Here is a 20,102-nt window from a genome sequence, read left to right as displayed (position 1 = left end):
TTCTGCGCGTTATGGGAGGTTTGATAACATTTTATTCGACTAGCCAATGCCCTTCGCAGGTCGATCCCTGGCAGGCAATGGGCTTGCCGTCCTTTACCGGCGTGAGGAGGAGATTCTTCCAACCGTCCCGCCAGCCTTCAGGCGAAGCAAAGATCCACTTGATCTTCTTGTCGCGGCCGATCTTGACGATGGCGGACTGGTGGCGCGACGAGATGATGATCGAATCATCGATCGGGTCGTAGTCGACTGAATTGACGTGCGCCCAGTTTCTGCCTTCGCCCGTGCCCACGATGTCGCCGAACTTGTCGCTCGTTTCGAGCTTTGCAAGATCCTCAGCGGAAAGGGTCTTCCCGGACTGCGAGGCGTCGATGTTGAGGCAGACCGCACCCTGGTCGAGCACCTTCATGACGTTGTCGCGGTACGGGTCGAGGATTTCCCAGAGACGCCATTCGTCAACAACCTTGCCGTTCTGATCGAGCTCGGCAATCACGTCGCGCACGGTATGGACGCGTTTTCCGTCCGCACGGCGATGATCGGCGCTCGCGACGCGGATGAAGGAATGTCCGTTCTGAGCATTGTCGAGAGAGTGCGAGAAGTCCGAGTAGCCGACCGGCAGGCGGCGGTTGTAGATTTCGCGGCCCATGAGGTCGTACTTCACGTAGCGCTGGCCGTAGCCCCAGGTGATGTTCCCGTCGACATCCTGCTGGAAGCCCATCATGACGCCGGACTGATAAATCGTCTCAACGTTGTAGATGGGCTCAACGTGCATGTACCAGCGGACTTCGCCCTTGGTGTCGATGATGGCGTTCTGCGGGTAGAAGTTCCATTCCATCGCGCCGCCCATCGGATTGTTCCAGACCGCGCGCGTCGCCTTGGCGTACTGCTGCATGAGGTTGTTGACGAGGTAGAGGCGGTCCTTGAACTTCGGATCAACCTTGACCACCTTCGTTTCGAACATATTGCTATGCAGGCCTGGCGCGCCGCTCACCTCGTGGTACACGGGAGCCGCATAGATTTTGTAGGTGTCGGTGAACTTCTCCGTTTTGCCGTAGAACTTCCGGGTGTAGGTAACTTCAACCGTATTCATGTAGTCCGGATAAAGACCGAAGACGGGAACGCCGGCATGCGTCAGAAGTTCGGAGCGGCTCACCGAATACTTGATCTCCTGACCATCAGGCTTCGGAACAACGCGCACGGTTGCTTCCGTGAGCTCATAGCCGCCGTTGCGGATGATGGCGGTCAAAGGCGCAATGCCGTATGGGTTCACAATCACTTCGCCGATGTGGCCCTGCGTGGCGAAGGTGACGTGCGGGCCCGAAGAGCCGCCCGAAGCGCGGGCCGCCGTGACGGGGAGGGCGCTGCCGACGGCTGCGGCGACAGCACCGAAAAAGAGCGAGCGGCGGCCGAGCGTGATGTTCTGCATGATCCAATCCTTTTTTTGGTTGAGTGGTTCAATGAAGTGAGCGCATTTCCGAGCGCCGCTCATTGACGGGATCAAAGTCTAGAGAGCACCTTCAGGGCCGCCAATGCGGACTTTCAATCGTATTTTCGTAGAATGATGCAACAAGTCTTTTGCAGATTCTGCAACGCATGAAAGAGGCAGAACTCATGCTCGACCTCAGGCTCACTCATCTCGCGCTCCTTTCGGAGATTGTTTCAACCGGATCGCTCTCGGAGGCGGCCGGGCATCTTGGGCTCACCGTTGCCTCAGCGAGCCGGATGCTTAAGAAAATGCAGGAGGATTTCGACGACCCGCTCTTCATCCGCGTCTGGCGCGGATTGACGCCGACGGATACGACGAAGCGCATGATGCCTGTGGTGAGGGAGCTTCTCGAACGCATGGAGGAGCTTGAGTATCAGAAGCAGTTTTCGCCGGAAAAGCTTAAAGGCACGATTACGATCGGAGCGGCGGACAATGCGCTCGTGAGTCTTCTTCCTCCCGTTATCCGGGCGGTGAGGGAGAAAGCGCCGGGCCTGAGCTTTCGGCTCCAGCCTCTCGACGGCAGACAATTTCAACGGCTTGCTGAGGGTGGACTTGATTTTCTCCTCTATCCGACGCTTAATCTCCCGGAATTGCCTGCTCATTTCTTCGGGATAAACCTCTTTCGGGTCTCACGCTCGCTCCTCGTCGACAGCAATCCCCCGCTCGCTGCTCGCTACGCCGCGGGCGAAGCTCTCACCATCGAATCGATCCGGATGTATCCGAGGATTCTGATCAAGCTTCAGGATTCAAGCCGCGGGCCGGTCTTCGACATCTCGCTCCCGGAACTGAAGTCAAGCCAAACCTTCATTGAGCTCCCGTATTTTCTTGGCGCACCGTATTTCCTCAAAGGCACGGAATACACCTTGCTCATGCCCACCAGAACGGCCCGTTTTTTCGCGCGCCAGATCCCGGGCCTCATTGCGATTCCCTACGAAGGCGAGTACGCGGAAAACTATACGAGGCTCATCTGGCACGAACGGAGCGACAAGAGCATTCCGATGCAGTGGCTGCGCTCGATGTTCGCGATGCATGCCGGAGAGAGCGACGCTGAAGAGCCTTCCTGTCAGCAGGAAATAGGAGCCTCTTGAGATGTCCTTGCCGAAACTGCCGCTGACTGCATCTTCTTTCCCGACGCTTCGGAGCGCCCGGAGGCGCTATGTCGACAAAACCGATCTGATTCATCAGATGGCTTCACGCGGACGGGGAAAATTCCTCCTCGCAAGGCCCTCCGGATTCGGGAAGTCGCTGCTGCTCTCTGTCTTCGAATCGCTTTTTGAGCATGGCCTGAAGGATTTCCAGGGACTTGAGATCGAGAGACTCTGGCGAGAGAGGACCTATCCCGTCCTTCGGCTCGACTTTTCCTCGATGAGCGCTTTTGAAACAGCAGAAGCGTTCCATGAGGCGCTCGGCCGGATGATGAAAGACGCTGCAGGCCGAGCCGGCGTGGAGCTCCCGAAAGCGGATCATGATCCCATCGGAAGGTTCTCCTCCTGTCTGGCCGGTCTGAAGGACGCCGGGGTTGTTGTGCTCATTGACGATTTCGATGCGCCGCTTCTCGCGCATCCTTGGAACGCGGCACTCTCCCGCGTCGTTTGCGGAGCGCTCAATCGGATTTTTGCGGCTCTCAAATCCTACGAAGGCGGGCTGCGTTTTTGCGCTATAACAAGCACCTGCCGATTCAGAAACGAAATATTCCCGGGCCTCAACGCGTTCGACGACATCTCGTTGAATCCCCGTTTTGCCGCGCTCACGGGTTTTACCCGTGAAGAGATTCGGGAAACCTTGGGCGACCATCTTGCGTCGTGCGGGCAGGCACTCAATCTTTCTCCTGAGGAAACCATGCGCGCGATTGAGGAGCTGTACGGCGGCTTCTCCTTTGATGAAACCGCACGGCTGCGCGTGTGCAGCCCCCGGTCGGTGCTTCAGTTTTTAGAACACCCGGAAACGTGTTGGAAAAACAACGGGCTGGATAGGAGCACGATGCCTCCGGGCCTCATGAGGCTCCTCAAGTCGAGGATTGATTCCTCTGCGGCTGAAATTCTTCTCGGCAGCAGACCCGCGGATCTGGCTGGTCTGAAAATGGATGTCGACATCCGCGAGGTGCCGCTTGATGCGCTGCTCCTTTATGCGGGTTTCCTGACCGTAAGAGAAGGAATCCTCCCCGGCATCGTGGAGCTCGGATCTCCCAACAGAGAGGCAGAGGCTTCGTTCGAACGGTTATGCGCCGGTTTCAAGCGGAAGCTGGAGAATTGAGCGCCGGACTATGGAGGGCTGGATTCCGCTCTCGGGTTGTCCGGGAATGACCTTGATGGGCGCGCGGCGGTCCGCAGATTTTGCGGCAATCGGTATACACTCGCCTTTCCGATTGAATTCTGGTGCAGAAGTCTGAAGGTTTAGGAATTTCCTCTTATCCCGCAGCTTCTCAGACGACCTCAAGGCTCATCAGGGAAAATCAGGAATGAGGAATACCCTCCCGGCACTGTGTTGACAGGCATTCGGCATGAATTGATTCACCCGTTGGGGGTATCCTGTTCCGATGCAGCAGATTTTCTTCACGCGCCCCGCCTGAATTGGGACGCCTGAGGGCTCTCGCCGGTGCACAAAAAACAAACGAAGAGACGTGGTTTGAAATGAAAGAAATCAAGAAGTCCTCAAAGCTTGAGCATGTCCTCTACGACATACGTGGTCCGATCATGGATAAGGCTAAGCAGATGGAGGCAGAAGGCCGCCGTCTCATCAAGCTCAATATCGGCAACCTTGCGGTCTTCGGCTTTGATCCGCCCGAAGAGGTCATGCGCGACATGATCTACAACCTTCCGAATTCGGCGGGCTACTCCGACAGCAAGGGCATCTTTGCGGCGCGCAAGGCCGTGATGCACTACACGCAGGATAAGCAGATCGAAGGCGTCACGATCGACGACATCTATCTCGGAAACGGCGCTTCCGACCTGATTGCGCTTGCCACCAACGCGCTCCTCGACGAAGGCGACGAACTTCTCGTTCCGACGCCCGACTATCCGCTCTGGACGGCCGTGACGAGCCTTGCGGGCGCAAAGCCCGTTCACTACCTCTGCGACGAATCGAAGGGGTGGATTCCGAGCATTGAGGACATCCGCGCCAAGGTGACGCCGCGCACGAAGGGCATTGTGGTGATCAACCCCAACAACCCGACGGGCGTTCTCTATCCGAATTCGGTGCTTCTCGACATCATTCAGGTGGCGCGCGAAAACGGCCTCGTCATCCTTGCCGACGAGGTCTACGACAAGATTCTCTACGACGGCATCAAGCACACCTCGATGGCGGCGCTCTCGCACGACGTTCTCACGCTCACCTTCAATTCCCTCTCGAAGGCCTACCGCGCCTGCGGCTACCGCGCGGGCTGGATGGTGATCTCGGGCGACAAGAGCGGCGCGAAGGACTTCATCGACGGCCTCAACATGCTCGCCAACATGAAGCTCTGCGCGAATGTGCCGGGCCAGTGGGCGATCCAGACGGCTCTCGGCGGCTACCAGTCCATCAACGACCTCGTGGGCGAGGGCGGGCGTCTGCGCCGTCAGCGCGACATTGCGTACGAAATGCTTTCCGCCATTCCGGGCGTTTCCGTCGTTCGTCCGACGGCTTCTCTCTACATGTTCCCGAGGCTCGACCCGGACGTCTATCCGATCGAGGACGACCGCGAGTTCTTTAAGGAGCTCCTTGAAGCCACGAACGTCGTGCTCGTTCAGGGCACGGGCTTCAACTGGCCGAAGCCCGACCACTTCCGCATGGTCTTCCTTCCCTATGAATGGGAGCTCCGCGACGCGATCAACCGCATCGCCAAGTTCCTCGCGGACTACCGCCGCCGTCATCCGGGGAAGAAGGTGATCCCTGAGGACGGAGCTGCTGCACCTGAAGCGCAGGGTGCTGAAAACGTAAAGAAGGCTTCGAAGAAGTAATCCGATGCTTTCCTGACACCCAAAAAGCCGCGGAAGCCGAACGTAAAGATTCGGTCCGCGGCTTTTTGTTTTTGTTCTGCAGCCTATAATTGAACTGACCAGTCAGTTCAATTTTGAGGCTCGCATGAAAATCAAAACCGTTCTTGGATTTGCCGCTGTTCTCGGCATTGCCGTAGGCGCCGTCTGGGGTCTTGGAGAGTGGCAGAAGAAGAGCCTCCCGCAGCCCAATCAGGCATGGGGGAGCGTTGACGTTCGTGAAGTAAATCTCGCCTTTGAGGCCTCGGGCCGGATCAGGTCGCTCCTCAAGGAAGAAGGCGACCGGGTGGAAAAGGGCGAGCTTCTCGGGGAACTTGATACCGAACTCCTCGGCATCCAGAAGGAACGCGCCGAAGCGGAATTGAGGTTCCTCGAAGCCCAGTACCGGCTCTCCCGCGACGGATTCCGCAAGGAAGACATCGAGAAGGCTGAGGCCAATGCCGATGCGGCGCTCAAGTCCCTGACGCTTGCCCGGATTGAGGAAAAGCGCGAGAAGGCGCTTTACGCCTCGAAAGCTTCTTCAAAGGAGAGGCTCGATCAGGCCGAATGGACGAGAAAGTCTCTAGAAGCCCAGCATGCCTCGGCTGCGGCGGAAGCCCGGCGCGTCGCCGCCGGAAACCGTCCCGATGAGATTAAGGCGGCATCCGCGCAGGTGGATTCCGCGAAGACGAACGTTGACGAGCTTCTCTACCGGATTGAAAAGGCAAGCCGCATTGTTTCGCCGGTTGAAGGCATTGTCAGAAGCCGGCTCGCCGAACCCGGCGACATGACGAGCTCAAGCCGTACGGTTTATGAAATTTCCATCATTTCGCCCAAATGGGTGCGGGCCTATGTGACGGAAGCTCAGCTCAGCATGGTGCGCCCGGGCGGCAGGGCGACCGTCATCACGGATACGATGCCGCCGATCGAAGCAACGGTGGGATCGGTTTCGAGTCAGGCGGAATTCACGCCGAAGACCGTTCAGACGGCGGAACTCCGCACAGCGCTCGTCTATGAAGTCCGCCTCATCGTGGATGACCCGGAAAACATCCTGAAGCTCGGGCAGCCGGCGACGGTTGAGTTTGCTTCTGAGGCATCAAAATGACCGACCGCATTCCGGCCGTATCCCTCCAGGGCGTGAGGAAGGTCTACCAGGGGGCTGGCGGCAAGCGGGTTGAAGCCTTGAAGGGCATCACCCTGGAAACTGCGCCCGAAGAGCGCCTCACGGCCCTGATCGGCCCGGACGGGGCTGGGAAGTCGACGCTTCTCAAAATCCTCTGCGGGCTCGAAGCCGCTGACGCGGGAACGGTGCGCTCCCTCGGGGTGCCCCCGGATCCCGACGACCCGGGGCTTTTGAAGCGCATTGCCTACATGCCGCAGTCGCTCGGTCTCTATCGGGAGCTGAGCTGCCGCGAAAATATGGAGCTTCAGGCAGAGCTCCGCGGGATCCCGCAGGCGGAAGCGGCTGAGAAAATCCGCGAACTTCTTGTCCTCACGGGGCTCGGGCCCTTCATGGAGCGTCCCGCGGGGAAGCTTTCGGGCGGCATGAAGCAGAAGCTCGCGCTCGCCGGAGCCTTGCTCGCCTCGCCCGATCTGTTGCTTCTCGACGAACCGACGGTGGGCGTCGACCCGTTGTCGCGGCGCGAGCTCTGGAATGTTCTGAAGGAACGCCGGAAGGCTCATGACATGGCGGTTCTCTTTTCAACCGCCTATCTCGAGGAAGCGGAAGCCGCCGACAGCGTGATTCTCCTTGAAGAAGGCAGGATCATCGCCCGGGGGAGCCCGGAGAGCCTCAAGGAAGCGGCCCGGGGAAGAACCTTCGCTTATGCGCTCGATGGGCTCAGCCCGGAGGAGAGCGAGCGCATCAAGCGCCGCTTCATGCTGATGGTTGCGGCATCAGACGCTTCCTCGCCCTGGCTTGATGCCGTTCCGCGGGAAGGCAGGATGGACCTGCTCCTTCAGCCCGGGCGGAGCCCCGAATTTCCGGACGACATCGATCCGGGAAGACTCTCGCCGCGGCCGCCCCGGCTCGAGGATGCCTATGCGCTTCTGACATTCAAGGATGCCCCTGGAGAGGATTCGGAGGCCCATGCCGCGAGCGTTGCGCCTCCTAAGTCCGGCGCGCTGCCAGCAATTGAGTCTAAGAAAGCCCCGAAGCCTCTCGTCATCGCGCGCGGCATCAGGCGTCTCTTCGGAAACTTCGTTGCCGTCGACGACACGACCTTCGACGTCATGCCGGGAGAAATCTTCGGGATTCTCGGTCCCAACGGCGCGGGGAAGACGACGACCTTCAGAATGCTCGCGAGCCTTCTTCCGGCATCTGAGGGCGAAATCGAAATTGCAGGCGCGAATCTCAAATCCGCGAAGTCTCTTGCAAGGTCGCTCATCGGCTACGTGGCGCAGAAGTTTTCGCTTTACGCGAAGCTCACCGTGCGCGAGAATCTGCGCTTCTTCGGCAGAAGCTTCGGGCTTTCGGGGAAAGCGCTTGATGCAAGAATCGAAGAGCTCCTGCACGACTTCAGGCTCGCTGAGAAGGCGGATTTCCCGGCGGTCTCCCTCTCGCTTGGAGCCCAGAAAGACCTCTCAATTGCCTGCGGCTTCATCCACAATCCGAAAATCATCTTTCTCGACGAAGCGACGTCCGGAGCCGACATCGCGCAGCGGCGCGCCCTCTGGCGCAGGATCGTGCGCTTTGCGGCAAAGGGGGCGGCGGTCGTCGTCACGACGCACTTCATGGAAGAGGCCGAATACTGCGACCGGTTTCTCATTCAGGACGCAGGAAAAATCATCGCAATCGGGAGTCCGTCGGAAATCCGCGAGGCGGCTTTCGGGAAGGAAAAGGCTGAAGGGGCATCAATTGAATCGGCCTTCATTGAGATCGTTGAAAAGAAGCGCCTTGAACGGGAGAAAGGAGGTGCCGCATGAGCGAACTTCATGGACTTCTGCGCTTTCGGTTCGCGCGCTTCAGGGCGCTTCTCGTCAAGGAATGCCGGCTTATTCTCCGGGATCCCTCGTACCTCGTGATCGGGCTGGGGCTGCCGCTTCTGATGCTCTTTCTCTACGGCTTCGGGATCTCGATGGACATCCGGAACGTGCCTGCGGACATCGTGCTCGGGGAATCCACGCCGGCGGCTCTTGCCGTCGCGAGGCGCTTTGAGGCGAATGCCTATCTCTCCGGAATCAGGAGCGAGTCGCCGCAAAAGACGGAAGAAAGATTCTCGAAGCGCGAGACGGAAGCGGTCATCCGGATCGATTCCGGGTTCGCGAGAAGCGTGGAAAAGGGAGACGCGGCCATCGGCCTCACGCTTTACGGCGTCGACAGCAATACGGCGCAGATGGTGCGCTCCTATGCGGAGGGCGTTCTCGGGACGGCTCTCTCTGATCCGAGGCTCGCGAGCCCCCTGAGGGATAGTTCCTCAGCGGAAACGCCCGTTCAGCTCACGAGCCGACTCTGGTTCAACGAGGCGGCAAACTCCACCTGGTATCTCGTACCCGGAATTCTCATCATCGTGACTTCGGTTTCCGCATCCTTCCTCGGAAGCCTCGTGATCGCGCGCGAAAGCGAGCGCGGAACGCTCCATGCGCTCTTTGCAACGCCAGCATCGTCCCTCGAAATCCTCCTCTCCAAACTCATCCCCTGCGCCGGCATTGCGCTTCTCGGGTTCTTCCTCTGCCTCTTCATGGCGATCGGCCTCTTTGAGGTGCCGCTCCGCGGGAGCATCTTCTGGCTTCTCACGACGGCATTTCTCTATTCAACTGCCGCTGCGGCGCTCGGACTATTTATTTCCGCGAAGGTGAAGAGCCAGTTCCTCGCGACCGAAATCTCCATCATGGCGAGCTTTCTCCCGACCATGATGCTCTCGGGCTTTCTCTTTGACCTGAGAAGCGTCCCCGAGTGGATTGAATGGATCGGACGGCTCTTTCCGCCCTCCTATGCGCTTCAGTCCCTCAAGATCTGCTTCCTTTCAGGCGGGAATGAATCCGAGCTTGCAATGAACGCGCTCGTTGTGGCGCTCTCGGCCGTCCTTTTCCTGATGCTTGCGCTGAAGCTTCTTGGGAAACGCCCGGCGAAGATTGAACTGAAGGAGGACGCATCATGATCTTTCTTCATCATGCAATCGAACGACTGCGCGCTTCCCTCAACCGGATTGCGGCGCTCGTGGAAAAGGAACTCATCGCGACCCTTCGCGACAAGGGCGCGCGAATCGTCCTCATCGTCCCGGTGATCCTCCAGTCGGTGATTTTCGGCTACGGCGCAACCTTCAACCTCGACCGCGTGCCCTGGGTGCTTCTCAATGAATCGGGAGGCAGCCTTGCGACCGAATTCGTGCAGCGGATCGACCGGGCACCCGGGTTTGAGCTTCAGACCGTCGCCCGCTCGCAGGCTGAATTTACGGAAGCGATCGACAATTCGAGAGCACTGCTCGGGATCTGGATTCCGAAGGATTTCTCGAAGACCGGCGAAGCCTATGTGGCGCTCGACGCGAGAAATTCGACCACGGCAGGGATCGCCGCGGGCTATGTGGCGTCGATTGCCTCCCGGTTTAATCAGGAGAGAGGTGCAGCGCAGGCAGTCACGATTCTCGACCGGCAGCGCTTCAATGAAAACGGCATCACGCGCTACGCCATCATGCCGGCCCTTATCCTTGCGCTTTCGCTCATTCAGGTGCTCCTCCTTGCGGGCCTCACGGTGGCGCGCGAGCGCGAGGACGGTACGTTCGACATGATGCTGATGACGCCCGCAACTTCAGTTGAAATCCTGATCGGGAAGGCCGTCGTTCCGACCATCATTGCCTGTCTGCAGGCTTTTTTGATATTCCTTGTCGGCGTTTTCTGGTTCGAGCTTCCCTTTGCGGGGTCTCCCCTCGCGCTTGGGCTTCTCGTATTCGGCTTTGCGCTTTCCTTCGTGGGTTTGGGGCTCGCGATCTCCGCAGTAGCCGACACCATTCAGGAGGCGATTGTCATTGTGATCTTCGTAATGATGCCCACCATCATCTTTTCGGGGCTCTTCACGTCGGTTCTCGCCATGCCGCAGTGGATGCAACTCCTTTCGAATCTCAACCCTCTTCGAAGCGCGATCATTGCGCTCCGGATGATCTATTTCGAAGGCTCCGGCCTCATGGAGACGGTGGAGTTCTTCTGGCCCGCGGCCCTGGCAGCGTTCATCTCGCTCTCCCTCGCAGCGTGGCTCTTCCGGAATAAGATTCAATAGAGTGCCCTGAGGAAAGTAGAGATGAGAACACAGACTGAAGAGAAGAAGCGCGCCATCCTCGACGCGACCCTCGAGGAATTTGAGGCGAAGGGTTTTGCTGCCGCGCGCATTGAGGACATCGCGAAAAAAGCTGGCGTCGCCAAAGGCACGGTGTACAACTATTTCGAGAGCAAGGAAGCGCTCCTCATGGGATTGGCCGAGGAATTGGGCGACCTCATTCAGGGAAATCTCGAGCGTACGCTGAACGACGCTTCTGCGATGAGCACCCGGGAGCGCATCGAGGAGGTGTTTGAGCCCATCATCAGTGAAAACGGGCGCGGGCGCATGTCGCGGATTCTCCGGGTGATCTGGTCGGAAGGCCTTCATCGGCCCCAGCTCACGCGGCCCTTCTTTGAGAAGTTCCTTATCCCGGCTTTCGGTGACGAGGGCTTTTTTACGCGCATGACAGCGAAGAAGGATTTTCCCGTCATCATCCGGGAGTATCCCTTTCTGATTGCGGCTCCGATCATCCAGGGCGTCCTCTGGCAGACGCTTCTGGGCGACTCCAGGCCTCTCGAATTCCGCCGGGTCTTCAAGGCCTATCTGGATCTGATATTCGGGAGCGGCGAAAAATCGACCTCAGAAAGAAATGAGCAAGAATCGAAGAGTGCGCGTCAAGAGGAGAAGCCTCGTCTTTCCTAGACTTCTCTCAGATGGTTGAACATGGGGCGGCCGCAGCCTACATCCTCGAGCCGCTCCGATTTCTCTAAGGAAAGACAGGAATGCAGACACGCACGCTGGGCGCTGCCGCCCTCAAAGTCTCCGCTCTCGGCCTCGGTTGCATGGGCATGTCCCACGGCTACGGACCGGCGAAGCCGAAGGAAGAGATGAAGAACCTCATTCACGAAGCCTTCGATCTCGGGGTGACCTTCTTCGATACGGCCGAATGCTACGGACCTTTTGCAAATGAGCTTCTCGTGGGCGAAGCGCTTGAAGGCATCCGCGACAAGGTCGTCCTCGCGACCAAATGCGGCATTCATATTGACGAAAACGGCCGGCAGCTTCTCGACGCCCGCCCGGAAGCGATCCGGAGGTCGCTCGAAGGATCGCTGAAGCGCCTCAAAACCGACGTGATTGACCTCTACTATCTCCACCGCGTGGATCCGAAGGTTCCGGTCGAGGAGGTCGCTGAGGTCATGGGCGAATTCATCCGGGAAGGAAAGATCCGCGGCTGGGGCCTCTCCGAGGCGGGCCCGAAGACCATTGCCCGCGCGCAGGCGGTGACGAAGCTCACTGCGCTCCAGAGCGAATACTCCATGATGTTCCGCGATCCGGAAGCGAAGATCCTGCCGCTTCTTGAGGCAGAAAACATCGGCTTCGTGCCTTTCAGCCCGCTCGGCAAGGGCTTCCTCACGGGCGCGATCACTGCCGACGCGAAATTCGGGAGCGATGATTTCCGTCGCATCATCCCGAGACTTCAGGGCGAGAACCTACATGCCAACATGAAGCTCGTTGCGGAAGTTCAGGAACTTGCGCGCGAGAAGAACGCAACGCCCGCTCAGATCGCGCTTGCCTGGGTGCTCGCGCAGGGCGACTTCATCGCGCCGATCCCGGGGACGACGAGGCTCGATCGCCTCAAGGAAAACCTGGGCGCGCTGCGCGTGGAATTCAGCGCGGACGAACTCGCGCATATCCGTGCGCTTCTCGACGCCACGCCGGTGGCGGGCGACCGGTATCCGGCAGAGCTCGCGAAGCGCGTTGCTGAGTAAGCTGGGGCTTCAGCATTGGTGAACACTCCCGGGAGATCGCCGCGGTCTGCCCGGGAGCTGAATGATGGGAATGCCGGTTGTTTCGCCTGCAGCTGCCGAAATTGCTTCCTATGGGTGCTCGGATGGTGCGGCGACTGAATTGTTACTCGTGCGATATGCCGGGTGAGGCGACAGTGTCGGTATGACGCGGCGGGGGAGGTTGTCAGCCAGGAGAGAACGTGAAGTGATCTGAAGGAGAGTTGAGGCCGAGGTAGTTTTCAAAGGGAGGCCGCACGAAAAATTCCAGGAGCTGGTCGAGTAAGTCCGGGTGTAGCTGGCGAGCGTATCTGACAGGACATACTCATTTAGACGGCTAACAATCTCAGGCGGCGGAACCCTCAGCGTCGAAGGAAACCAATCGACGTACGAAGTCATGCAGAGACGGGTAATGCACTATCAAGGATCTCTGAACGAGGGGGTTCTTACGTGATATAGATTTATTTAATTTAGTCAATAGACAATATTAAAAAAAAACATTTTAGGCCAGTTTTGGCTTGTGTATTTAAAGATGTTTACATGGTAAACCAATAAGGGAGATATCCTGTCGTTTTAAAGATACAAGGGATAACCCAAATAAATTCCTATTGTTTCCGCTGAAAACAAATTTCATTCTCTTGTTAGGAAAAACCTTAATCTGCGTATTCGGGGGCTTCAAATATTGAAGTCTCAAAATGCAGGAGCAAAAATGTGCTTTATTGACGACAGGTGGAGAGAGCTGTCGCACAGTAAAAGCTAGGGTTTTACCATGAATAAGAATCAAAGAATCGGTAATGAAGCTCTGCGAAACTTTCGCGATATTGGAACCAAGAACGAATACAAGTTTTCCCCAACGGCTGAAAGCAAGCCTGTGCTGGGAAATAAGATCGCAAATGAAATTGAGGGAATGGGCTTTCCCTCGTTCTGCCTTCAGAAATTCGGACATCTGAATTTCGAATTTTCTGCAATTGCACTCGTTTGTGCCTCAGCTGCGGCTTTTTACGCTGCGCCGGTGCTCGCAGAAACATCCGTTTCGCAGGGTGTTTATCTGAATCTTTTATCGGGTGATGCAGAAGATCCGCCCGATGTGGATGGGAATGTTTATACGCTTAATGATTTAAAAGATAATACAAAGCGTGAAACGATTGAAGTTAATTATCAAGCACTGAATGAATCAATAAGTGGTAGTGTAGATGTTGATTTTGTAGATAAAAATGAACAAACTGCTATCAATGTCGATCAAAAATATACTGGAAAAACGAATATCAAATCTGGATATAATCGTCAGGTCAACGTATACGGTGACATTTCTTCTTCGGAAGTAATTGATGTAGATCCTACTTCTCAGATCTATTTCATGCGCGATGCCAAAATTAAGGCCCTTCAAGGTGAAGGCCGAGTCGGCATGGATAAGGGGAAGGTTTTAATTGTTGATTATGAAGGTCGATTGGAAAATGTTGATGAGGTAACTATTTCTAATCAGTTTTTGGCTCAGTCTAAGGTTGTATTTACGAAAGATGCTGGAAAAAGAACTCAGCTGAAGTTTAACGTCAAGTTTACAAAGGATCCGAAATGGTCCGTACCTGCTCCAGAGGAGGACTGGGGATTTGAATCCATGACATTTGAAAACTTTGAACTGTCTATGGATAATGAAGGAACTTATAAATATCTAGGCCTCGATAAAGTAAAACATCCCGTGAATCCGAATAAGAATATTCACTTGGCTGATGGATCTCTCATGCTCTTCTCTCCTGGGGGCAAGAACAAAGCCCAATATGTGCTTGGCGGTTTATACCTTGAAGGTGGAACGCTGAACTATGAGAATCTTGTATTGGATCATGATAAATTTGCGAAAAACGTTGATCAATCCACTCTAACGGTTCGCGAATTTAAACCCGTGAGGCAGGGAACCGGGATCGAAGTCCAGTTTGCTGAAAGAGCTGACCCGGATTTCAATCTCTGGAATAATCAAGATGAAGCCGAGAATTACCTCATTAAGTCAAAATCTGTTGTTTCGGATAAAAATGGCGTTCATTTAATCTTAAATAAAGATGGAGTCTATGAGCAGAAAATAAATCAGACGGAATCTAAAGATGATGTCGATGATGCGACTTTGATTTGGTATGTAAAGGATGCTGGTTGGGACTCATTCAAGTATTCGGAGATTGAAAAAGGCGAGGAAATTAACAAAATCGGAGAGGCTCTTAAATATTCCTCACAGCTTGCTGAAATTCAATTAACCAATGAAAATGAGGGCTCCGGCTTTGTCGTTAATGCCGGAGGAAAAGAAGAAAGTAAGGAATTAAAGGTCAAACTAACGGGCTCTGGCCATATCAAATTTGTTAACGGTACGGTGCTGCTTAATAGAGGAAATGACTATAAAGGCAATACCCTAGTGGCACAGGATTCAAATCTCGTACTCGGTCATAAAAAATCTCTGGGCACTACACAGGAACTTTCGATTGAGGGTACCGTTACTGCGGACCAGGTGGACGTTGAAGGCCCGGGACATACAGTAAATAGCGGAACGCTCATTATTGGAGAAAAGAAATTCTTTACCGATAGATATGAAGGTAAAGAAGGCAGCACCATACAGGTGAGCACGCTGCTTAAGGGGAAAGACTCCAAGACGGGCATGCTCATTGTTAAAGAGAAGGCCACAGGTAAAGGGAAGGTTGATGTCCAGGTTCGTGAAGGCAGCGAAGCGCGCGCGCTTGACCGCCTTGATGTTGTGACCATGGCGCCTGGTTCTACATTGATGCTTGAAATCCCTGAAGACAAGCGGCCTCAATTAGACGAATACACATACATGCTCGTAAGGACTGACAATGACTCCAACTCAGATCGCGCAGCTTGGTATCTGACAACCACGAAGAAGCCGCAAAAGACCACGGAGACTCCGGACAATTCTTCGAAGAATCCCGATCCTGAGGATTCGGAGAAGCCAGACAATACTTCCGGCCAGACACCTGTAGAGGATGAAAAGAATCCGTCAACCCCGGACAATCAGGGCGGCACTGGCGGCGGCTCCGACGTCGTCTGGACCACGAGCACGCTGAAGACGCCCCAGGCCGGCGCGCGCGCAGGTCTCGCGTACCTCGCTGCGGAAGTCTTCGACCTGAGCCTCAGAGGCCACGTCGGCGACCGCGTCTACTATGACCTGCTCACGGGCGAAGAACGTGAAACCTCGATCTGGATGCTCAATATGGGGAACTGGTCGAGGTTCGGCGACACGACAAGCCAGCTCGGGTTCGACGGACGCACCAACGTCACGCACCTTGGCGGCGACATCTACAAGTGGAATCTCAACGAAACGGATACCCTGCGCATCGGTCTCCTTGGAAGCTACGGCGAAGCGGACTACAACACGAAGTCCGACGTCACCTGGCTCGAAGCGGATGCAAAATTCGAAGGCTGGTCCGTGGGCGCTTATGCCTCGTGGCAGACGCGTGCGGAAAGCGGCCCCTTCGCGAACGGGCAGATCCGCTGGAATCGTTTCGAGAATGAAGTCAGGGAAGAGGGACTCGAAAAGGACAAATATGACTCCGAAGGTCTGAGCGCCACCTTTGAAGCCGGCTGGACGCAGCGTCTCTTCACGAAGAAGAATTCCGGCGGCTACAACATGGCCTTTGATCTTGAGCCGCGCGCGCATTTCTACTGGATGGACTTCGATGCGGACACGGGCTTTGACTCGACGGGGCAGCGCTTTGATACGGACGGGAAGAGCAATCTGATGACGTCGCTTGGCGTTCGTGCGAGCCTCAAGCTCACGGATGACGCCATGCCTCAGTGGAATGACCCGGCGATGCATTTCTTCGTTGAAGGCAACTGGGTTCATTACTCAAGGGACTTCAATGCCACGGTGACGAACGAGAAGGGTTCGAGCACCGCGACCGTCGATCTCGAGGACTTCGCAGAGGCGCGTCTCGGCGCGGTCATGCATCTCTCCGACGATTTCCTTGTCTGGGGCGACTTCAATCTTCGCTCGGGTGAGGACGACTACGAATCCTACGGCTACATCGTCGGCGCGAAGTATTTCTACTAACGCAGGATTCGATCCCTGAATGAAACCGCCCGGACGGAGCGCCATCCACCGGGCGGTTTTAATATCTATCTGTATGCGCGCTATTGCGGCAAGATGTCGTCGTTCTTTAATTACCCAAAATAAGTTGTTGGAAGATGTTGACTGCAAGCTCCATTTGGGATGTCCGTTATTTTGAGCTCGCTGGTCGCTTGCATGCGCTGACGTCAGGAAGATGCATCCGCCTGCAGATCCCTGTGGATATGGATGACTGTGATAAATTATGAGGAAAAATATATACTATAAAAGCAAATGAGTTGAATTTCGTGAATGCGGAGGAAGCATGTCAACGGTTCAATTGGCACTTAGCATTAATGAACATGAAGGTAATATTTTTTTCGAAAAGGTTGAACAGTTAGGATCCACGCCAAACGAAGTATTGAGAATGTTTGTTCTGGCTTTCAATGCTGCCGATGGATTTAAGTGCGAAGTAAACTTTAAGCAGCCGTTTCTTGCCAGAAGTGAAGTTGAGCCTTTTGAAAGTGAAAAAGAAATGCTTGACTTTGCACAGCAGATTGCCAAAGAAACAATGCAAAATGCAGATCAAGAAGAAAAAGAACATGCGAAGAGGTGAAGTTTGGCTCTGCCGAGCTGAAGGTTATGCGTCAAAACCCAGACCTGTAGTTATTATTCAATCAGATGCAATTACAGATTTCCAGTCTTCCATTATGTGTCTTATAACTTCCTTTGATTCTGGAAATATACCTACACGCGTCCGTCTTGACCCATCTGAAGAAAATGGATTGCAGAAAGTCAGTTGGGTAGCAACAGATAAAATTATGACCGTACCATTGACTTCTCTCAGCCAATGCATAGGTTCATTATCTTTATCAGAGATGGCGAAAGTAAATCAAAGTCTCTGCAGTGTTCTCAACCTTTTTTAGACGCGCTTAATCTGCAATGTCGTGAGAGTTCCGGCCGCTGACTAAGTTCAGATGAACAGCTTCAATCTTCGTGAGTTTCCCGGGCTGATCCTTGAAGAGGTCTTCAAGCACCTGTCCTGAGATCCGCTCAGCAGCGTCGCGGTCCAGCACGAAGAGACCGAGCTTCATTGAGTTGAAGAGCCCGTCGAAGGTCATCATGGCAGCGAAGGCTTTTTCCCGCGGCAGACCGGATTGAGCGATCCGTCGGTAGAGATCCCGGTACCAGCCGCGAATGGGTTCAAGAAGCGCCTTGTCGTTCTGATGGAGCCCGATGAGAGCGGCCCCGATTTCGACCCACCCTTCGGCATTGCGTGAGAAATCCATGAACCAGTCACGCATGGCAGGGAGAATAGCTTCCTCAGGGCTCAGGCCGGAGTCAATGTAGGACGCTTCATGCCGGGCCTCTTCCTCAGCAAGGTGCCCGACATATTGAGCGATGAGCGCCTCCCAGAGCGCGCGCTTTGAAGAATAGTGATAGAGCACGGCGCTCTTGCTGAGGCCGAGGCGGGCGGCAATTGCGCCGTGCGCGAGCTTCTCAATGCCTTCTTCAAGAATGATCTCGCGGGATGTTCTGAGGATCGCCTCGCGGCTCGCTTCACCTTTTTTCGGCATGAGAATGGCGCTCCTTTGTTTGCAGTGAAATTCTTCCGGGCTCCAAGGATAAGGCCTTGAAATGGCGGGGAGCCCGGAAGAGATCAAGCTACTGTCAGGATCAGCGTTTAGCCGCCTCCTCACCGGCAATGCGTCCGAAGACGATGATGTCGGCATAGGCGTTCGACCCGAGGCGGTTCGTGCCGTGGGTCGATCCCGTCACTTCGCCCGCGGCGTAGAGACCGGGAATTGCCTTTCCGTCCTTATTGAGGACCTCGGCCTTCTCATTGATCCTGAGGCCCCCCATCGTGTGGTGGCAGGACGGGACGCCGCGGTAGATCCAGTAGGGACCGGTTGATAGGTCGACAAAGCGGCCGCGGTAGTTGAAGTCGAGATCCTTCCCGGTCTTCGCGAATTCATTGACGCGCGCAACCGTGGCCTTGAGGTTCTCAACGGGGATCTTGAAGAAGGCTGCCGCATCCTCGAGCGTATCGGCCTTGTGGAGGATTCCGGACTTCGTGAAGACCTCAACTTCATCCTGATGATGAGTGATGGCGTGCGACTTCTCCTCAATCGCCTGATTGAAGAGCGCGTAGCAGTACTTGCCGGTCTGCTCGAGAATCGCCTTGCTCATGACGTCGCGGCGTTCGAGCTCTTCAACGAAGCGCTTTCCTTCCTGGTTGATGAGGATTGCCCCTTCAAAGCGGGCGTCGTCGATAAGCTCAATCGCGCCGGTTACGGGATCGCACATCGGGTAGGTCTGGATGAGGCCCATATTGACGGCTTCGCCGCCTGCCTTCACGCCCATGAGAATGCCGTCGCCCGTGGCGCTCGGCATGTTCGTGGTCTTGAAGCCTGCTCCGTAGAAGGGATTTGCCTTCGTGCGCATTTCGACGTTGGCGGCAAACCCGCCCGTTGCGATGACGACGCCTTTCCTTGCTTCAAAAACGTAGTCCTTCCCGTCCATGCGGGCCTTTACTCCCGTGACGCGCCCGGACGCATCCTGAATGAGCTCCTCGGCCTTCATGCCGGTGATGATGGGAATACGGCGCTTTTCTGCGGCGGCAGTGAACTTCTGAATGAATTCCGTGCCGGTCGCTCCCTTCGGGATCAGGGAGCGCTTCTTCGAGTGGCCGCCGAAGAAGAAGAGGTTGTCTTCCTGAAATTCGACGCCGATGACGTCGCGGCACCATTCGGCCGCGGGAAGAGCATTTTCGACCATGGTGCGCACGACCTTCGGATCGCCCTTATAGTCGCCGCCTTTTATCGTGTCCTGGTAATGGAGTTCAACCGAGTCGTCGAGAATGCCGAGCTTTCTCTGAACCCAGTTGTTTGCGGCCGCCATTTCCGCACCGGAGACGAGGGAGTTCCCGCCGACGGAAGGCATCTTTTCGAGAATGACGACGGAGGCCCCGTTGTCCTTCGCTTCGATCGCGGCCGAGAATCCGGCGCCGCCCGCGCCGATTACAACCACGTCGTAGACGCTTCTTTCAGGAACTTTTGCCGCTTTCTTCATGACGGCAACCGGACCGGAGAGCACCACGTCCGCTTTCCGGGCCGCTTCGGCCACGGCTGTTTTAAGGGCTTCCGACGAAACAGTAGCGCCCGAAATCGAGTCGACTGAGGCGCTGTTGCCCGCGATCATTGCATCCTTAAGATCGGTGAAGACTCTCGCCGCAAGGATTTTGTTTTCGTTCGATTTGACGACGTTGATGCGGGTGATGCGGCCGGAATCGAATGTGACTTCCGCCGTCACGTCGCCGTGCTTGCCGACGCCGGTGCCGGTTGTTGTGACGGGGGCCGCCGCGGCCGCCGAAATCGAGAGCGCTGCCGCAATCGCCGTCAGAGTGGTTCTGAGAGGAATCATTGTGCTTCTCCTTTTGGTTGGTCCCGATCACAATACTGCAGAAAACCGACCTTGAGATCAGTTTTTACCCGAATGGCGGTTTTGGGTCAGGACGCCCGGTTTCGCTTCAGCCTTCTTCGAAAATTTCAGAGAAGCGCATTTTTTCCACAGATTGTGGATAAAAGTCATTACTTGAAGCAAGAAACGCTATATATGGTATTGAGAATGCTGTCCGATGAATCTATGGTGCAGA

At 55.7% G+C, this 20,102-nt stretch carries 14 protein-coding genes and 1 pseudogene; 12 read left to right on the top strand and 3 right to left on the bottom strand.

Annotated features, from left to right (window positions below; all coding sequences use genetic code 11):
- Positions 1 to 49 precede the first annotated feature (49 nt).
- A pseudogene (locus Q0106_RS04570) lies at positions 50 to 1,423 on the bottom strand (aryl-sulfate sulfotransferase); the annotation flags it as partial.
- Positions 1,424 to 1,590: 167 nt separating this feature from the next.
- On the opposite strand from Q0106_RS04570, the gene Q0106_RS04565 reads away from it, so the two are divergent.
- The 12 genes from Q0106_RS04565 to Q0106_RS04510 all read left to right on the top strand — a co-directional run bounded on the left by Q0106_RS04565 (position 1,591) and on the right by Q0106_RS04510 (position 17,373).
- A complete protein-coding gene (locus tag Q0106_RS04565; RefSeq protein ID WP_297609477.1) occupies positions 1,591 to 2,571 on the top strand; it encodes a LysR family transcriptional regulator in 981 nt (326 codons plus the stop codon).
- Between the two features lies 1 nt (position 2,572).
- On the top strand, positions 2,573 to 3,736 hold the full coding sequence (locus Q0106_RS04560; RefSeq protein ID WP_297609474.1) for an AAA family ATPase: 1,164 nt from the start codon (positions 2,573 to 2,575) through the stop codon (positions 3,734 to 3,736).
- Positions 3,737 to 4,113: 377 nt separating this feature from the next.
- Positions 4,114 to 5,418 (top strand): pyridoxal phosphate-dependent aminotransferase, encoded by a 1,305-nt coding sequence (locus tag Q0106_RS04555; RefSeq protein WP_297609472.1) that lies wholly within the window; start codon positions 4,114 to 4,116, stop codon positions 5,416 to 5,418.
- A 124-nt stretch (positions 5,419 to 5,542) separates the two neighbouring features.
- Positions 5,543 to 6,538 carry an HlyD family efflux transporter periplasmic adaptor subunit gene (locus Q0106_RS04550; RefSeq protein ID WP_297609469.1) on the top strand — a complete coding sequence of 332 codons (996 nt, stop codon included), beginning with the start codon at positions 5,543 to 5,545 and terminating at the stop codon, positions 6,536 to 6,538.
- Positions 6,535 to 8,358 carry an ATP-binding cassette domain-containing protein gene (locus tag Q0106_RS04545; protein ID WP_297609466.1) on the top strand — a complete coding sequence of 608 codons (1,824 nt, stop codon included), beginning with the start codon at positions 6,535 to 6,537 and terminating at the stop codon, positions 8,356 to 8,358. Before Q0106_RS04550 ends, Q0106_RS04545 begins: the two co-directional genes overlap by 4 nt.
- On the top strand, positions 8,355 to 9,533 hold the full coding sequence (locus tag Q0106_RS04540; RefSeq protein ID WP_297609463.1) for an ABC transporter permease: 1,179 nt from the start codon (positions 8,355 to 8,357) through the stop codon (positions 9,531 to 9,533). The genes Q0106_RS04545 and Q0106_RS04540 overlap by 4 nt, the downstream gene beginning before the upstream one ends.
- The gene (locus Q0106_RS04535) at positions 9,530 to 10,645 is read left to right on the top strand and encodes an ABC transporter permease (RefSeq protein WP_297609460.1); all 1,116 of its coding nucleotides are present in this window, start codon (positions 9,530 to 9,532) and stop codon (positions 10,643 to 10,645) included. The genes Q0106_RS04540 and Q0106_RS04535 overlap by 4 nt, the downstream gene beginning before the upstream one ends.
- 21 nt (positions 10,646 to 10,666) lie before the next feature.
- Positions 10,667 to 11,326 carry a TetR/AcrR family transcriptional regulator gene (locus Q0106_RS04530; RefSeq protein ID WP_297609457.1) on the top strand — a complete coding sequence of 220 codons (660 nt, stop codon included), beginning with the start codon at positions 10,667 to 10,669 and terminating at the stop codon, positions 11,324 to 11,326.
- 80 nt (positions 11,327 to 11,406) lie between these two features.
- Positions 11,407 to 12,393 carry an aldo/keto reductase gene (locus Q0106_RS04525; RefSeq protein WP_297609454.1) on the top strand — a complete coding sequence of 329 codons (987 nt, stop codon included), beginning with the start codon at positions 11,407 to 11,409 and terminating at the stop codon, positions 12,391 to 12,393.
- A gap of 784 nt (positions 12,394 to 13,177) precedes the next feature.
- Positions 13,178 to 16,453, top strand: a complete 3,276-nt coding sequence (locus tag Q0106_RS04520) for an autotransporter outer membrane beta-barrel domain-containing protein (protein ID WP_297609451.1) — start codon at positions 13,178 to 13,180, stop codon at positions 16,451 to 16,453.
- Between the two features lie 319 nt (positions 16,454 to 16,772).
- Positions 16,773 to 17,063: a hypothetical protein gene (locus Q0106_RS04515; protein ID WP_297609449.1), complete on the top strand. Its 291-nt coding sequence runs from the start codon at positions 16,773 to 16,775 to the stop codon at positions 17,061 to 17,063.
- Entirely contained in the window at positions 17,026 to 17,373 is a 348-nt protein-coding gene (locus Q0106_RS04510) for a type II toxin-antitoxin system PemK/MazF family toxin (protein WP_297609446.1), read from the top strand. Before Q0106_RS04515 ends, Q0106_RS04510 begins: the two co-directional genes overlap by 38 nt.
- Positions 17,374 to 17,379: 6 nt before the next feature.
- On the opposite strand, the gene Q0106_RS04505 is transcribed toward Q0106_RS04510, so the two are convergent.
- The gene (locus tag Q0106_RS04505) at positions 17,380 to 18,024 is read right to left on the bottom strand and encodes a TetR/AcrR family transcriptional regulator (RefSeq protein ID WP_297609443.1); all 645 of its coding nucleotides are present in this window, start codon (positions 18,022 to 18,024) and stop codon (positions 17,380 to 17,382) included.
- Positions 18,025 to 18,124: 100 nt separating this feature from the next.
- Positions 18,125 to 19,870: a flavocytochrome c gene (locus tag Q0106_RS04500; RefSeq protein WP_297609440.1), complete on the bottom strand. Its 1,746-nt coding sequence runs from the start codon at positions 19,868 to 19,870 to the stop codon at positions 18,125 to 18,127.
- Between the last annotated feature and the right edge of the window lie 232 nt (positions 19,871 to 20,102).

The sequence above is a fragment of the uncultured Sutterella sp. genome (assembly GCF_937923675.1).
Lineage (GTDB): Bacteria > Pseudomonadota > Gammaproteobacteria > Burkholderiales > Burkholderiaceae_F > Sutterella.
The sequence above is the reverse complement of the archived record's forward strand: the minus strand, read 5'-3'. Positions and strand labels throughout refer to the sequence as shown.

Excerpts from the sequence above, each read along its gene's own strand:
- Q0106_RS04565 (WP_297609477.1), top strand. The coding sequence starts at position 1,591 with ATGAAAGAGGCAGAACTCATGCTCGACCTCAGGCTCACTCATCTCGCG.
- Q0106_RS04560 (WP_297609474.1), top strand. The coding sequence starts at position 2,573 with ATGTCCTTGCCGAAACTGCCGCTGACTGCATCTTCTTTCCCGACGCTT.
- Q0106_RS04555 (WP_297609472.1), top strand. The coding sequence starts at position 4,114 with ATGAAAGAAATCAAGAAGTCCTCAAAGCTTGAGCATGTCCTCTACGAC.
- Q0106_RS04550 (WP_297609469.1), top strand. The coding sequence starts at position 5,543 with ATGAAAATCAAAACCGTTCTTGGATTTGCCGCTGTTCTCGGCATTGCC.
- Q0106_RS04545 (WP_297609466.1), top strand. The coding sequence starts at position 6,535 with ATGACCGACCGCATTCCGGCCGTATCCCTCCAGGGCGTGAGGAAGGTC.
- Q0106_RS04540 (WP_297609463.1), top strand. The coding sequence starts at position 8,355 with ATGAGCGAACTTCATGGACTTCTGCGCTTTCGGTTCGCGCGCTTCAGG.
- Q0106_RS04535 (WP_297609460.1), top strand. The coding sequence starts at position 9,530 with ATGATCTTTCTTCATCATGCAATCGAACGACTGCGCGCTTCCCTCAAC.
- Q0106_RS04530 (WP_297609457.1), top strand. The coding sequence starts at position 10,667 with ATGAGAACACAGACTGAAGAGAAGAAGCGCGCCATCCTCGACGCGACC.
- Q0106_RS04525 (WP_297609454.1), top strand. The coding sequence starts at position 11,407 with ATGCAGACACGCACGCTGGGCGCTGCCGCCCTCAAAGTCTCCGCTCTC.
- Q0106_RS04520 (WP_297609451.1), top strand. The coding sequence starts at position 13,178 with ATGAATAAGAATCAAAGAATCGGTAATGAAGCTCTGCGAAACTTTCGC.
- Q0106_RS04515 (WP_297609449.1), top strand. The coding sequence starts at position 16,773 with ATGTCAACGGTTCAATTGGCACTTAGCATTAATGAACATGAAGGTAAT.
- Q0106_RS04510 (WP_297609446.1), top strand. The coding sequence starts at position 17,026 with ATGCAGATCAAGAAGAAAAAGAACATGCGAAGAGGTGAAGTTTGGCTC.
- Q0106_RS04505 (WP_297609443.1), bottom strand. The coding sequence starts at position 18,024 with ATGCCGAAAAAAGGTGAAGCGAGCCGCGAGGCGATCCTCAGAACATCC.
- Q0106_RS04500 (WP_297609440.1), bottom strand. The coding sequence starts at position 19,870 with ATGATTCCTCTCAGAACCACTCTGACGGCGATTGCGGCAGCGCTCTCG.